The following is a 14,765-nucleotide window of genomic DNA, read 5'->3' as shown; positions in this document are numbered from 1 at the left end:
CCCGTTATGCCGAATCTACGCCTCGCCGATTTGACCGCCGAAATCGAAGCCAACGTGCGCCGTGCGTTGCTTGAAGACATCGGCAGCGGCGACATCACCGCACAATTGATCCCGGCCGAGCGCCTGGCCAAAGCCACGATCATTACCCGTGATGCGGCCGTCATCAGCGGCACCGCTTGGGTCGACGCGGTGTTCCGGCAACTGGACCCGCGCGTTGCGGTGCACTGGCAAGTGCGCGACGGTGAGCGCGTGAGCCCCAATCAGGCGTTGTTTCACCTCGAAGGCCCCGCCCGTTCGCTGCTGACCGGAGAGCGTAGTGCGCTGAATTTTCTGCAACTGCTTTCCGGTGTCGCCACTCGTGCGCAATACCTGGCCGACTTCGTTGCCGATACTCAGGTGAAACTGCTGGATACCCGCAAAACCCTGCCTGGGCTGCGATTGGCGCAAAAGTACGCCGTGACCTGCGGCAGCTGCCACAACCACCGCATCGGCCTGTACGACGCTTTTCTGATCAAGGAAAACCATATCGCTGCCTGCGGCGGCATCCCTCAAGCCATCGCCGCCGCGCACAAGATCGCGCCGGGCAAACCGGTGGAGATTGAAGTGGAAAGCCTGGAGGAGCTCAAGGAGGCCCTGGCGGCGGGCGCCGACATCATCATGCTTGATGAACTGAGCCTGGACGACATGCGTGAAGCCGTGCGGCTGAATGCCGGCAAGGCGAAACTCGAGGCCAGCGGTGGCGTCAACGAAAGCACCTTGCGGCCAATCGCCGAGACGGGCGTGGATTACATCTCGATTGGCGCGATGACCAAGGATGTGAAGGCTGTAGACCTGTCGATGCGCTTGAGTCTCTGACAAAAAGAAACGCCAGCCTCATGAGGCTGGCGTTGCTTTCAAACCACCAGATTGTTCATCTCGCAGTATTCTTCCCACTCGACGCCCAGCACCTCGGCTGCTTCCTTGTGCAACGCAAGGCGCGTCGCCTCGTATTCTTCCGGCGTTGAGGTGTACTTGAGCGTCAGCTCCCAAGGCTGCAAGCCCTGCGCTTCTGCCTCGTCCTCGAACGCCCACTGAATCTGATCTTTCTGATCGTCGGCGCTCAGGTTCTTGATCTCTTCCATCAATTCTGGCGCATCAAGCATGTACTTCTTGAGGGCCTCTTCGTGTCTTTGTTCTTGAGTCATTTCGTTCACGGTCATGGCGTTCTCGCTGATCATGGGAATGGAAGATGGATCTGGATCATCAAGGATCTCTCTGACGCAGAAAACCGTTTGAAGCCCGGTTTATCTGGCCTTCAGAACCATTCGGGATCATCTGAAAACTGCTGGGCGATGCTCATGCAGGCACCGAATATAGGACGTTTGGCCCGTGAATTACACGGCTCTTTACATCTATCCCACAAAAAGTTTCATGCAGGGCGCGTCGAGAGCATCGGGAACATAATTTCAAATCCAAAGTCATAGCGATGTGCCATATCGGTATTTCACAAGGAATCTCAGTGATGCGCAGTTTTTCGAAGCTTTCCTCTGTTCTGTCCGCCACCGCAATGACCGCCCTGATGGGTGTCCTGGCTTTGCCAGGCACCGCAATGGCCAGCGTTGAGCTGAGCAACAGCGGTCCGTCTTACGATGACAAACTCTCCGCCATCCACAATGAATACGGCAAGGACGTTCTGGTCAAAAGCGATTTCCGCATCGACGAACTGAAAAAGATGCAGGAAACCATCAACAATCAGACGCGCCAGATCGAAGAACTCAAGCGCAGCAGCGGTTCCAGCTCAAGCTCCAGCAGCAAGGAGATCGACGACCTCAAGAGCAAGGTCAAAGAGCAGGAACGTGATCTGGATAAACTCGCTCGGCAGGTGGAAGACCTCAATCGCAACAGCGGCTCCAGCTCCAGCTCGAACAGCAGCGATATCTCGAACCTGAAACGGACCATCAGCGATCAGGATCGTGCGATGGATCAGCTCAAACGCACCGTCGAGGAGCTGAGCAGAAAGGTGAAATAACAGGGGGAAGTGGTGCCCGAGACAGGAATCGAACCTGCGACCTTCGCGTTACGAGTGCGCTGCTCTACCGGCTGAGCTACACGGGCGGTGGGCTAAACCTAGCACTGACTTTGGGGTCGGGCAACTCGGTAAGCCCCTCAATTTCCAGCACACAGCAAAACGCCCCGAACCAGTCGGGGCGTTTGCTTGTTCAGCGCTTAAGCTGCGGGGTAATTAAACGCCCGAAGCCTTGGCTGCTGCTACGTCTTTGATGGACAGCTTGATACGGCCGCGGTTGTCCACGTCCAGTACCAGTACTTCCACTTCCTGGCCTTCTTTCAGGATGTCGGTCACTTTCTCAACGCGAGCGTCGCTCAGCATGGAGATGTGAACCAGACCGTCCTTGCCCGGCAGGATGTTGACGAATGCGCCGAAGTCGACGATGCGCTCAACTTTACCGACGTAGATCTTGCCGATTTCAGCTTCAGCGGTGATACCCAGAACGCGCTGACGAGCGGCTTCAGCTGCTTCCTTGGTTTCGCCGAAGATCTTGATCGAGCCGTCGTCTTCGATGTCGATCGAAGCCTTGGTCTCTTCACAGATCGCACGAATGGTCGCGCCGCCTTTACCGATGACATCACGGATTTTGTCGGTGTCGATTTTCATCGCGATCATGGTCGGAGCGTTTTCCGACAGTTCGGTACGCGACTGGGCGATGATCTGGTTCATCTGGCCGAGGATGTTCAGGCGCGCTTCCAGGGCTTGGCCCAGAGCGATTTCCATGATTTCTTCGGTGATGCCTTTGATCTTGATGTCCATCTGCAGCGCGGTAACACCTTTGGAGGTACCGGCTACTTTGAAGTCCATGTCGCCCAGGTGGTCTTCGTCGCCCAGGATGTCGGTCAGGACGGCGAACTTCTCGCCTTCTTTAACCAGACCCATGGCGATACCGGCAACCGGCGCCTTCATCGGCACACCAGCGTCCATCAGAGCCAGGGAAGCACCGCAGACCGAAGCCATGGAGCTGGAACCGTTGGACTCGGTGATTTCCGATACCACACGGATGGTGTACGGAAACACGTCGGCAGCAGGCAGCATGGCCTGAACCGAACGACGGGCCAGACGGCCGTGACCGATTTCACGACGACCAGCGCCACCCATGCGACCACACTCGCCCACCGAGAACGGAGGGAAGTTGTAGTGCAGCATGAACGGGTCTTTTTTCTCGCCTTCCAGGGTGTCCAGCAGTTGTGCGTCACGGGCGGTGCCCAGAGTCGCAACGACCAGAGCCTGGGTTTCGCCACGGGTGAACAATGCCGAACCGTGGGTCTTCGGCAGAACACCGACTTCGATGTTCAGCGGACGTACGGTACGGGTGTCGCGACCGTCGATACGTGGCTTGCCGTTAACGATGTTTTCGCGAACGGTGCGGTATTCGATTTCACCGAAAGCTGCTTTGACTTCGCTGGACGAAGGCTGGCCTTCTTCACCGGACAGCTTGGCAACAACCTGGTCTTTCAGTTCGCCCAGGCGAGCGTAACGGTCGGCCTTGACGGTGATGGTGTAAGCCTGGGAGATCGCTTCGCCGAACTCGGCACGGATGGCGCCCAGCAGTGCGGTGGCTTCAGGCGCAGGAGCCCAGGTCCAGGTTGGCTTGGCAGCTTCGGCAGCCAGTTCTTTAACGGCGTTGATCACAACCTGGAACTCGTCGTGAGCAAACAGTACCGCGCCCAGCATCTGGTCTTCGGTCAGCTCTTTGGCTTCCGATTCAACCATCAATACCGCTTCCGAAGTACCGGCAACGACCATGTCCAGGCTCGATGCTTTCAGTTGTTCGTAAGTCGGGTTCAGCAGGTAACCGGTGCTTTCGTGGAACGCAACGCGGGCAGCGCCGATCGGGCCATCGAAAGGAATGCCGGAGATCGCCAGCGCAGCCGAGGTACCGATCATCGCAGCGATGTCCGGATCGGTCTTCTTGCTGGTGGAAACGACGGTGCAGACAACCTGCACTTCGTTCATGAAGCCTTCCGGGAACAGCGGACGGATCGGACGGTCGATCAGTCGGGAAGTCAGGGTTTCTTTCTCGGAAGGACGGCCTTCGCGCTTGAAGAAACCGCCAGGGATCTTACCTGCAGCGTAAGTTTTTTCCTGGTAGTGAACAGACAGGGGGAAGAAGCCCTTGCCTGGATCGGCTTGCTTGGCACCGACTACGGTCACCAATACGCTGACGTCGTCGTCAACGGTGACCAATACTGCGCCGGAGGCCTGACGGGCGATACGGCCAGTCTCGAGGGTAACGGTCGACTGACCGAACTGGAATTTTTTGATTACCGGGTTCACGGTGTCCTACCTTCTTTGTGGCTCTTGGGGGAACTGGTTTTCTTGCGAAATTCTTGGGCAATGCCGGGAATCGGCCCGACTTTGATTGTCCAGGTAAAACTGTTGTCCAGATAAAACTTGAGGCTGGGAGCCTGCCATGCGCCGGCGGGAAACCCGCTGACGCATGACAGACAACCAACCTCTAGCGCAATCGCTGATTAGCGACGCAGACCCAGGCGAGCGATCAGAGCGCTGTAACGGCTCACGTCCTTGCCTTTCAGGTAGTCCAGCAGCTTACGACGCTGGTTTACCATGCGGATCAGACCACGACGGGAGTGGTGATCTTTACCGTTGGCCTTGAAGTGACCTTGCAGTTTGTTGATGTTGTGGGTCAGCAGTGCAACTTGCACTTCTGGCGAACCAGTGTCACCAACAGCTTGCTGGTAGTCAGCTACGATTTGAGCTTTTTCTTGAACGTCGAGAGCCATGAGGCAATCCTTTTATCAGGAAACTATTTCAAAGAAACAGTTTCAACAGGCCAGGGACAAATCCCTGTATCTAAAAATGAGTAGTGACCGTGCCTGTTAACAGCCACCCTCGTTCGGTCATTCTGACCGAATCAGTCGACGCGGCGCGATGCGCCCGTCTTCGCTCACTTCACCGATACCGATGAAGCGACCATTGTGATCCTGTACTCGTACCATGCCGAACTTCGGTGCATCCGGGGCGCGTACCGGCTGGCCGTTGAGCCAGTAGAACGAGCTGTGCTCCGAGAACTGCAACAGTGGCCAATCCAGCAAGCCGCTGTCCGATGGCATCAGGAAGCGATCAACCGCTTCGTTGCCGCCTTCGGCATGTACTGCTTCCAACTCTTCCAGCGTGACCGTCTGGGCCAGGCTGAACGGACCGGCCTGGGTACGTCGCAACTGCGCAACGTAAGCGCCACAACCGAGCTCTTCACCAATATCCTCCACGAGGGTGCGGATATAGGTGCCTTTGCTGCAATCTACGGCGAAGCGCGCAGTATCACCTTCAAAGGCCAGCAATTCCAAGCGCGCAATAGTAACAGAACGCGGTTCGCGCTCCACCACTTCACCTGCACGGGCCAGCTTGTACAACGGCTGACCGTCACGCTTGAGGGCTGAGTACATCGGCGGTATCTGACTGATTTGCCCACGAAATTTCGGCAAAACCGCTTCGATATCGGCGCGACCAACGGTCACCGCGCGCTCCTGCAAAACCTCACCCTCAGCGTCTGCCGTGGTGGTGGTCTTGCCCAATTGCGCCAGGGTTTCATAGCCCTTGTCGGAGTCGAGCAGGTATTGCGAGAACTTGGTCGCCTCACCGAAGCACAGCGGCAACACGCCGGTGGCCAACGGATCAAGACTGCCGGTGTGCCCGGCCTTCTCGGCATTGAGCAGCCAGCGAACCTTCTGCAAGGCCGCGTTGGAGGTGAACCCCAGCGGCTTGTCGAGCAGGATGATGCCGCTGACGTTACGACGGATACGTTTGACCTGAGCCACCGATTACTCCTTGGTGTCTACGGGTTCTGCCGCAACCGGGTGCTGATTGTCTTCAGCCACGGCGCGCTCGATCAATGCCGACAGATGAGCGCCACGCACGACGCTTTCGTCGTAGTGGAAGTGCAGCTGAGGAACGCTGCGCAGCTTCATCTCGCGAGCCAACTGCATGCGCAGGAAACCGGCGGCCGAGTTCAACACCTTGATGCTTTGAGCGATATCGTCTGCGCTGTCCTGCCCCATCACGGTGATGAAAATCTTGGCGTGACCGACGTCACGGCTGACTTCAACAGCGGTAATGGTGACCAGGCCGACGCGCGGGTCTTTGACTTCACGACGGATCAGCTGTGCCAGCTCACGCTGCATCTGATCGCCGATACGTTGGGTACGGCTGTATTCTTTTGCCATGTCTTGTTACCTGTTACTGCCTCACGGTGAAACCCGTGTGGTCTGAAAGCGGCAAACGCCCGGCCTGACAGAAGCCAGACCGGGCGTTGCGTTTAGAGTCCGGGTGATGCGCCGTGCATTTGCATGCGGCTGCCCATCACGGCTCTTGAAGTGCGCGAGTTAGAGGCTGCGAGCAACCTGAACCTTCTCGAAGACTTCGATCTTGTCACCGACTTTGACGTCGTTGTAGCTCTTCACGCCGATACCGCATTCCATGCCGGCACGTACTTCGGAAGCGTCATCCTTGAAGCGGCGCAGGGATTCCAGCTCGCCTTCGAAGATAACGATGTCTTCACGCAGTACACGGATTGGACGGTTACGGTGCACAACACCTTCGATAACCATGCAACCGGCGATCGCGCCGAACTTCGGCGAACGGAACACGTCGCGGACTTCAGCGATACCCAGGATGTTCTCCCGAACGTCGCTGCCAAGCATACCGGTCAGGGCTTTCTTGACGTCTTCGATGATGTCGTAGATCACGTTGTAGTAACGCATATCCAGACCTTCCTGCTCGACGATCTTGCGAGCGCCAGCATCGGCACGCACGTTGAAGCCGAACAGTACAGCGTTGGAGGCCAGTGCCAGGTTGGCGTCGCTCTCGGTGATACCACCGACACCGCCACCGACTACACGCACTTGCACTTCGTCGTTACCCAGGCCGTTCAAGGCGCCGTTCAACGCTTCCAACGAACCACGGACGTCGGATTTGAGGACGATGTTAAGCGTCTTCTTCTCTTCCTGGCCCATGTTCTCGAAGATGTTTTCCAGCTTGCCTGCGTGAGCACGAGCCAGTTTGACTTCGCGGAACTTGCCTTGACGGAACAGAGCCACTTCACGGGCTTTCTTCTCGTCGGCAACCACGCTCATCTCGTCGCCAGCGTCCGGGGTACCGTCCAGGCCGAGAATCTCGACAGGGATGGAAGGACCGGCTTCCTTGATTGGCTTGCCGTTCTCGTCGAGCATGGCGCGAACGCGGCCATAGTTCGAACCGACCAGCACCATGTCGCCTTGGCGCAGAGTACCGTCCTGGACCAGAACGGTTGCAACCGGGCCACGACCTTTGTCGAGACGCGATTCAACCACGACACCACGGCCAGGAGCCGAAGGAGTCGCTTTCAGTTCGAGAACTTCAGCTTGCAGCAGAACAGCTTCGAGCAGCTCGTCTACACCAGTACCGACTTTCGCCGAAACCGATACGAACGGAGTGTCGCCGCCCCACTCTTCCGAGGTCACGCCGTGAACCGACAGTTCGCTACGGATGCGATCGAGATCAGCGCCCGGCTTGTCGATTTTGTTCACTGCAACAACCAGCGGAACACCAGCAGCCTTGGCGTGCTGTACGGCTTCAATGGTCTGCGGCATTACGCCGTCGTCCGCTGCAACCACCAGGATCACGATGTCGGTTGCCTTGGCACCACGAGCACGCATAGCGGTAAACGCGGCGTGACCCGGGGTATCGAGGAAGGTGACCATGCCGCGTTCGGTTTCAACGTGGTACGCACCGATGTGCTGGGTGATACCGCCGGCTTCGCCAGCTGCTACCTTGGCACGACGGATATAGTCGAGCAGCGAGGTCTTACCATGGTCAACGTGGCCCATTACGGTCACGACTGGCGCACGGGAGAAAGCCTCACCTTCAAACTTCAGGGACTCGGCCAGGGAATCTTCCAGGGCGGTGTCGCTGACCAGGGTCACTTTGTGGCCCAGCTCTTCAGCAACCAGTTGAGCAGTTTCCTGATCAAGTACCTGGTTGATGGTCGCTGGAGTACCCAGTTTGAACATGAACTTGATGATTTCAGCAGCCTTGACCGACATCTGCTGAGCGAGATCGCCAACAGTGATGGTTTCGCCGATCTTCACTTCGCGCACGACAGGGCCGGTTGGGCTCTGGAAACCGTGGGCGTTGCGCTTCTTCAGCTTGGCCTTGCCGCGACCACCACGACGGAAGCCATCGCTTTCTTCGTCGGTAGTCCGTGGAGCAACGCGTGGAGCAGGCGCCTTTTCCTTGACCGAAGCGCGATGTGGAGCGTTTTTGCGCTCACCATCACCCGCGCCACGACGATTGTTATCGTCGGCGCGTGGTTTGTCCGGACGACGCTGTTCGTCGCGTTTGCGAGTGTCAGCCGCTGGCGCTGCTGCTACAACCGGTGCTTCACGCACTGGCTCGGCAACTGCGACAGGTGCTGCAACAGCTTCAGTAGAAGCAGATTGCACAGCAGCAGGCTGGCGACGCGCTTCTTCTTCGGCGCGACGCTTGGCTTCTTCTTCAGCCTTCTGACGTGCAGCATTTTCTACTGCGCGACGCTCTTCCAGTTCGCGTTTGCGCTCGGCTTCGATTTCTTCCGGGCTGCGCTGTACGAAGACTTTCTTCTTGCGTACTTCAACGCTGATGCTTTTGCTGCCAGCAACACGCAGGGTGCTGGTGGTTTTACGCTGCAACGTGATTTTGCGCGGTTCTTCCACTTTCGCCTTGTGGCTGCTTTTCAAGTGAGTCAGCAAAGATTGCTTCTCACTGTCGGTCACATGTTCCTCGGCGGCGGTGTGCGGCAGACCTGCCTCACGCATCTGCTGCAGCAGGCGCTCTACCGGTGTTTTGACCTCATCGGCCAGTTGTTTCACCGTGACTTGCGTCATGCACTTCTCTCCTCAGGCCGCGCCTATTACTCGAACCAATGGGCTCGGGCGGCCATGATCAACTTGCCGGCACGATCATCGTCAATGCCGTCGATGTCGAGCAGGTCGTCAATAGACTGCTCGGCCAGGTCTTCGCGGGTAATTACGCCGCGCACCGCCAGTTCCATCGCCAAATCCTTGTCCATACCCTCAAGCGAGAGCAGGTCTTCGGCCGGATGGGCGTCTGCCAGCTTTTCCTCAGTAGCGATGGCTTTAGTCAACAAACGATCCTTGGCCCGAGCGCGAAGCTCGTTGACGGTGTCTTCGTCAAAGCCATCGATGTTGAGCATTTCTTCCAACGGTACGTAGGCAATCTCTTCCAGGCTGGTAAAGCCCTCATCAACCAGCACCTGTGCCAGATCTTCGTCGACTTCCAGCTCGTCGATGAAGTTGCGCAGGATGTCGCCGGTTTCTGCTTGCTGTTTAGCCTGGATGTCCGATTCGGTCATCACGTTCAGGGTCCAGCCAGTCAACTGGCTAGCCAGACGCACGTTCTGACCACCGCGACCGATGGCCTGAGCCAGATTGTCTGCGCCAACGGCGATGTCCATTGCATGGGCATCTTCGTCAACGATAATTGCCGCAACCTCAGCCGGGGACATGGCGTTGATCACGAACTGCGCCGGGTTGTCGTCCCACAGGACGATATCCACACGCTCACCACCCAATTCGCCCGACACTGCCTGGACGCGTGAACCGCGCATACCAATGCAAGCACCTTGCGGATCGATGCGTTTGTCCTTGGAGCGGACCGCGATCTTGGCGCGCGAACCCGGGTCACGGGACGCAGCCATTACTTCGATCAGGCCTTCAGCGATTTCCGGCACTTCGATGCGGAACAACTCGATCAGCATTTCTGGCGCGGTACGCGACAGAATCAGCTGCGGGCCGCGGTTCTCGGTGCGGATTTCCTTGAGCAGTGCACGCAGGCGCACACCCACCCGGAAAGTTTCGCGAGAAATGATGTCTTCACGAGCCAGCAGCGCTTCAGCGTTGTTACCCAGATCAACGATCACGTTGTCGCGGGTTACTTTCTTCACGGTGCCGGAGATGATTTCTCCCAGACGCTCGCGGTAGGCATCAACGACTTGAGCGCGTTCGGCTTCGCGGACTTTCTGCACGATAACTTGCTTGGCAGTCTGCGCAGCAATGCGGCCGAATTCGATGGACTCGATTTTTTCTTCGACTACATCACCGACCTTCGCGCCAGGATGCGTTTCCTGAACCTTGCTCGGCCAGGTTTCAACAGCCGGATCATCCAGGTCTGCTTCTTCGACTACCGTCCAGCGACGGAAAGTTTCATAAGCACCGGTGTGGCGATTGATTTCCACACGCAGATCAACTTCGTCTTCAAAACGCTTTTTGGTAGCGGTGGCCAGAGCCAGCTCCAGCGCTTCAAAAATTACGTTTGCCGGTACGCCCTTTTCATTGGATACCGACTCAACAACCAGCAGTACTTCTTTGCTCATCGTACGCCTCGCCTTTCGCAAGCCATTGGATCCGCGGGATCCGCGTCTCAGTCAAAACTGGGAATAATGTTGGCCTTGTCGATCATATCGATCGGCAACAGGAATTCATGGTCTTCAACCTGCACCACGACGTCCTGCTCTTCTACACCGCGCAGAAGGCCCTGAAAGTTGCGTCGACCTTCGAAAGGCGAGCGCAGCTTGATCTTCACTTGGTCACCGGCAAACTTTGCAAACTGTTCAAGCGTGAACAGCGGGCGTTCCATGCCAGGCGAGGAAACTTCAAGGGTGTATTCAACGGAGATCGGATCTTCAACATCCAGTACACCGCTGATCTGACGGCTGACGATGGCACAATCGTCCACCAGCACACCGCCTTCTTTATCGATATAAACGCGCAACAGTGAGTGGCGACCTTGAGCCGAAAACTCAATACCCCAGCATTCATAGCCAAGGGCCACGACCACCGGGGCCAACAAGGCCTGCAACTGTTCTAGCTTGCTCGACACCTGAACCCCCTCGTGCATGTAAATGCATGCTATGCAAAATAAAAAAATGGGCGAAACGCCCATCCCTGAAACGCCGTTGAACAGCGGCGTTATAAAGTGTCCAGCTAACAAAAAGCCCCTGAAAAGGGGCTCCTGAAACTGGTTGCGGGGGCCGGATTTGAACCGACGACCTTCGGGTTATGAGCCCGACGAGCTACCAGACTGCTCCACCCCGCGACAAAGCTGGGGCGGAAGTATACGACCGATCCCTAACAGGGTCAATGTAACCTTCCACCTACAAGAAAGCCCGCAACAGCGGGCTCTCCTGATAATTGGTACCGAGAAGGGGACTCGAACCCCTACACCCTATGGGCACAACCACCTCAAGGTTGCGTGTCTACCAATTCCACCACCTCGGCAATACTACGTTTGAAACCCTTCTTACTTTTGCTCTTGAGCTGGAGGTACGTCAGTCGCATTGGTTGCCGACTTTTGCTCTTGAAGCACCGGTACATCATCAGAAGCCGGTTTTTGCTTTGGAACTTCCAACACTGCTGGGTTTGGCAAACCTACTTGAGTCAGCTGGTGAGCTTTCTCTTTAGCAAAGTAACCTAACCCTAAGCTGGTTATGAAGAAACCTGCGGCAAGTATAGCAGTAAACTTACTAAGAAAGGTAGAGGAACCTTGGCTTCCGAACACAGTATTTGAAGCACCTGCTCCGAAAGACGCACCAGCGTCCGCACCTTTACCCTGCTGCAGCAATACGAGAGCAACTACGCCCAGTGCACCCAGCAGATGAAAAACGACTACGACTGTTTCCAGCATTTTTTCAGTTTCCCGCGGCGCGACAAATCGCACCGAACTCATCTGCATTCAGGGAAGCTCCACCAATGAGCCCCCCATCGATATCCGGCATGCCGAACAGTTCGACCGCATTGGCCGCCTTCACGCTGCCGCCGTATAGAAGCCGCACACCTTGTGCGACCTCAGAATTCTCTGCCGCCAACTGTGCACGAATGGCTGCATGCACATCCTGCGCTTGTTGCGGCGAAGCAGTCAGCCCGGTGCCAATGGCCCAGACCGGCTCGTAAGCGATTACTGCTTTTGCAAATACACCAACACCCAGCTCATCGATGATGCTGCCCAGCTGATGCCCGACAACCTCAAGCGTTTTTCCGGCCTCACGCTGCTCAAGGGTTTCCCCTATGCACAACACCGGAGTCAAGCCACATGCCTGTGCCGCTGCAAACTTGCGAATCAGCGTCTCGTCACGCTCGCCGATGATCTGGCGACGCTCGGAGTGCCCAATGAGCACCAGGGAACAACCTGAATCCACCAACTGACTCGGCGCAATCTCACCGGTCAATGCACCTTGCATGGCTTCCACCGCAGAATTCTGCGCGCCGACCGAAATCGACGTACCTTCCAAGCCATCAATCACTTGATTGATATACAAGCAAGGCGGGAATACCGCGACCTCAACACCGCTCGGCAAGGCCAGATGACGAAGGCCGTTTATCAGCTCAGCGACGCTGGCGCGGGTACCGTGCATCTTCCAGTTACCAGCTACCATAGGGCGACGCATGCTGTACCTCGTCGGTCAAAGTGGGCGCAGATGTTACCCAACCACATCATTACTGGCAAGCCGAAATCAGGCAGAAACTTCAGCAACCAGTTTTGCCAGCTCCTCGGCGTAACCGCGAACCAGTGTTTCGTCCTCACCTTCGACCATGACCCGCACCAGCGGCTCTGTGCCAGACTTGCGCAACAACACGCGACCACGCCCGGCCATGGCCTTGGTGACGCGCTCGCTGACCTCTTTGACAGTCGCATGCTCGACCGGGTTTTCGCCGCCGCCGAAACGCACATTGATCAATACCTGAGGACATTTGCGTAGCGCCTGACGCGATTGAGCAAGCCCTTCGGAACGACACTTCAGTGCCATCAACACCTGCAACGCAGCGATAATCGCGTCACCCGTGGTGGTATGACTGAAGCAAACGACGTGGCCGGAGTTCTCACCACCCACCAGCCAGTTGCGCTCAAGCAGTTCGGCGATTACATAGCGGTCACCGACGTTGGCCCGCACAAAAGGAATCCCCAGATCCGCCAGGGCCAGTTCCAACCCCAGGTTACTCATCAAGGTTCCAACAACACCACCCTGCAACTTGCCACGCTCATGCAAGTCACGCGCGATGATGAACAACAATTCGTCGCCATCGACGATCGCGCCAGTGTGATCAACCATCAATACCCGGTCGCCATCACCATCGAAGGCAATGCCCAGATCTGCGTGCTCAGCCAATACAGCTGCCTGCAATTGCCCCATATGGGTGGAACCGCAATTGTGATTGATGTTCAGACCGTCAGGCTGCGCAGAAAGCACCGTCACCTGCGCACCCAGCTCACGGAAAACACTCGGAGCCACCTTATAGGTAGCACCGTGTGCGCAATCGATCACAATTTTCAAACCAGCGAAATTGGTGCCGGTTGGCACACTGCTTTTGCAGAACTCGATGTAACGACCTGAGGCATCGTTGATTCGCGAGACCTTGCCGATCTTGCTCGACTCAACCACGGTCATCGGCATATCGAGCAATTCTTCGATCATCAGCTCAACATCATCCGGCAGTTTCGTGCCTTGTCCAGAGAAGAACTTGATGCCGTTATCGTCATGAGGATTGTGCGAAGCGCTGATTACAATACCGGCCTCAGCATTGAAGGTGCGCGTCAAATAGGCGATAGCCGGAGTAGGCATCGGCCCCAGCAGCATGACATCAGCCCCGGCAGAGGTAAGCCCGGCCTCAAGCGCCGATTCGAACATATAACCAGAGATTCGAGTGTCCTTGCCGACAAGAACCTTGCAAGCACCCTTACTGCGAAAGGCCATGCCCGCAGCCCAACCAAGCTTGAGCATGAACTCAGGGGTAATCGGATATTCGCCGACCCGACCACGAATGCCGTCGGTGCCAAAATATTTCTTAGTCATAAGTGCTCCATCATTCTTATTCGGCTGACTCAACTGCTGTGATCATCCGCACCACATCGACTGTTTCGGCCACGTCATGCACGCGCAAGATGCGCGCCCCCTTAATGACAGCCAACGCCGCGAGAGCCAGGCCACCATGCAGCCGCTCTCCCACCGGGCGATTCAATGCCTGCCCGATCATGCTCTTTCGCGAAACCCCGACCAACAGGGGCCGCCCCAAGGCATGCAGGGCTTCCATATACTTGAACAGACTCAAATTGTGCTGCAAGTTTTTCGCGAACCCGAAACCCGGATCAAGAATGATCCGCTCGGCCGGAATACCGACCGCAGCACACGACGCCATACGCTCGGCAAGAAACTCACCAACCTCTCTCGTCACGTCATCATAATGCGGGTTGTCCTGCATATCTCCCGGCTCACCGAGCATATGCATCAGGCACACCGGCAATCCGGTGGCTGCTGCTGCATCCAGCGCTCCGTCTCGACGCAGCGAACGCACGTCGTTGATCAGACCTGCTCCCAGGCGTGCAGTTTCACGCATGACAGCAGGTGTCGAGGTATCGACCGAGATAATCACGTCCAGTTCGCGATGAATACGCTCGACGATCGGCGCCACGCGCTCCAGCTCCTCAAGCGGCGAGACCGCCCGTGCGCCAGGCCGGGTCGACTCGCCACCTACATCAATGAGGGTCGCACCAGCAGCCACCATCGCCTCAGCGTGTCGCAGAGCAGCATCGAGCTGACTGAAGCGACCACCGTCGGAGAAAGAATCGGGGGTGACATTGAGGATGCCCATGACATGAGCATGAGCTAAATCAAGAACCCGGTTACCGCAAGGCAACCGGGTTGAGGACTGTACAAGAGTCATTTCAA

14 protein-coding genes and 3 tRNA genes are annotated in these 14,765 nt (G+C 56.9%); 2 read left to right on the top strand and 15 right to left on the bottom strand.

The window, feature by feature from the left end; translation table 11 throughout:
* The first annotated feature begins 6 nt into the window (after positions 1-6).
* Positions 7-855: a carboxylating nicotinate-nucleotide diphosphorylase gene (gene nadC / locus KRR23_RS09985; protein ID WP_216742364.1), complete on the top strand. Its 849-nt coding sequence runs from the start codon at positions 7-9 to the stop codon at positions 853-855.
* Between the two features lie 38 nt (positions 856-893).
* Here the strand turns inward: nadC and KRR23_RS09980 are convergent, their stop codons facing one another.
* The gene (locus KRR23_RS09980) at positions 894-1,199 is read right to left on the bottom strand and encodes a DUF6388 family protein (RefSeq protein WP_054598178.1); all 306 of its coding nucleotides are present in this window, start codon (positions 1,197-1,199) and stop codon (positions 894-896) included.
* Positions 1,200-1,501: 302 nt separating this feature from the next.
* Between KRR23_RS09980 and KRR23_RS09975 the strand changes: the two genes are divergently transcribed.
* Entirely contained in the window at positions 1,502-2,008 is a 507-nt protein-coding gene (locus KRR23_RS09975) for a hypothetical protein (protein ID WP_216742363.1), read from the top strand.
* Between the two features lie 10 nt (positions 2,009-2,018).
* Here KRR23_RS09975 and KRR23_RS09970 read toward each other — a convergent pair.
* The 14 genes from KRR23_RS09970 to folP form a co-directional block, all read right to left on the bottom strand.
* Positions 2,019-2,094, bottom strand: a tRNA-Thr gene (locus tag KRR23_RS09970).
* Between the two features lie 127 nt (positions 2,095-2,221).
* Complete coding sequence (gene pnp, locus KRR23_RS09965; protein WP_216742362.1) at positions 2,222-4,327, bottom strand: polyribonucleotide nucleotidyltransferase; 2,106 nt, start codon at positions 4,325-4,327, stop codon at positions 2,222-2,224.
* A 197-nt stretch (positions 4,328-4,524) separates the two neighbouring features.
* Entirely contained in the window at positions 4,525-4,794 is a 270-nt protein-coding gene (gene rpsO, locus KRR23_RS09960; protein WP_003197723.1) for a 30S ribosomal protein S15, read from the bottom strand.
* 117 nt (positions 4,795-4,911) lie between these two features.
* Positions 4,912-5,829 (bottom strand): tRNA pseudouridine(55) synthase TruB, encoded by a 918-nt coding sequence (gene truB / locus KRR23_RS09955; protein WP_216742361.1) that lies wholly within the window; start codon positions 5,827-5,829, stop codon positions 4,912-4,914.
* A gap of 3 nt (positions 5,830-5,832) precedes the next feature.
* Positions 5,833-6,234: a 30S ribosome-binding factor RbfA gene (rbfA, locus tag KRR23_RS09950; protein WP_019691795.1), complete on the bottom strand. Its 402-nt coding sequence runs from the start codon at positions 6,232-6,234 to the stop codon at positions 5,833-5,835.
* Positions 6,235-6,393: 159 nt separating this feature from the next.
* Positions 6,394-8,910: a translation initiation factor IF-2 gene (gene infB, locus KRR23_RS09945; protein ID WP_054594059.1), complete on the bottom strand. Its 2,517-nt coding sequence runs from the start codon at positions 8,908-8,910 to the stop codon at positions 6,394-6,396.
* 26 nt (positions 8,911-8,936) lie between these two features.
* Positions 8,937-10,418, bottom strand: a complete 1,482-nt coding sequence (nusA, locus tag KRR23_RS09940) for a transcription termination factor NusA (RefSeq protein WP_019691793.1) — start codon at positions 10,416-10,418, stop codon at positions 8,937-8,939.
* 47 nt (positions 10,419-10,465) lie between these two features.
* Complete coding sequence (gene rimP, locus KRR23_RS09935; protein WP_024265126.1) at positions 10,466-10,924, bottom strand: ribosome maturation factor RimP; 459 nt, start codon at positions 10,922-10,924, stop codon at positions 10,466-10,468.
* A 139-nt stretch (positions 10,925-11,063) separates the two neighbouring features.
* Positions 11,064-11,140 (bottom strand) — tRNA-Met (locus KRR23_RS09930).
* A gap of 96 nt (positions 11,141-11,236) precedes the next feature.
* Positions 11,237-11,322 (bottom strand) — tRNA-Leu (locus KRR23_RS09925).
* A gap of 22 nt (positions 11,323-11,344) precedes the next feature.
* Entirely contained in the window at positions 11,345-11,728 is a 384-nt protein-coding gene (gene secG, locus KRR23_RS09920; RefSeq protein ID WP_054594060.1) for a preprotein translocase subunit SecG, read from the bottom strand.
* Between the two features lie 4 nt (positions 11,729-11,732).
* Positions 11,733-12,488, bottom strand: a complete 756-nt coding sequence (gene tpiA, locus KRR23_RS09915; protein WP_216742360.1) for a triose-phosphate isomerase — start codon at positions 12,486-12,488, stop codon at positions 11,733-11,735.
* A 66-nt stretch (positions 12,489-12,554) separates the two neighbouring features.
* Positions 12,555-13,892 (bottom strand): phosphoglucosamine mutase, encoded by a 1,338-nt coding sequence (gene glmM / locus KRR23_RS09910; protein ID WP_216742359.1) that lies wholly within the window; start codon positions 13,890-13,892, stop codon positions 12,555-12,557.
* Between the two features lie 16 nt (positions 13,893-13,908).
* Positions 13,909-14,760, bottom strand: coding sequence for a dihydropteroate synthase (folP, locus tag KRR23_RS09905; RefSeq protein ID WP_216742358.1), 852 nt, complete (start codon positions 14,758-14,760; stop codon positions 13,909-13,911).
* Between the last annotated feature and the right edge of the window lie 5 nt (positions 14,761-14,765).

The organism is Pseudomonas sp. CVAP#3, assembly GCF_018986375.1.
Lineage (GTDB): Bacteria > Pseudomonadota > Gammaproteobacteria > Pseudomonadales > Pseudomonadaceae > Aquipseudomonas > Aquipseudomonas helvetica.
Note: the sequence above shows the minus strand (reverse complement) of the source record. Positions and strands in the feature narration are given on the sequence as shown.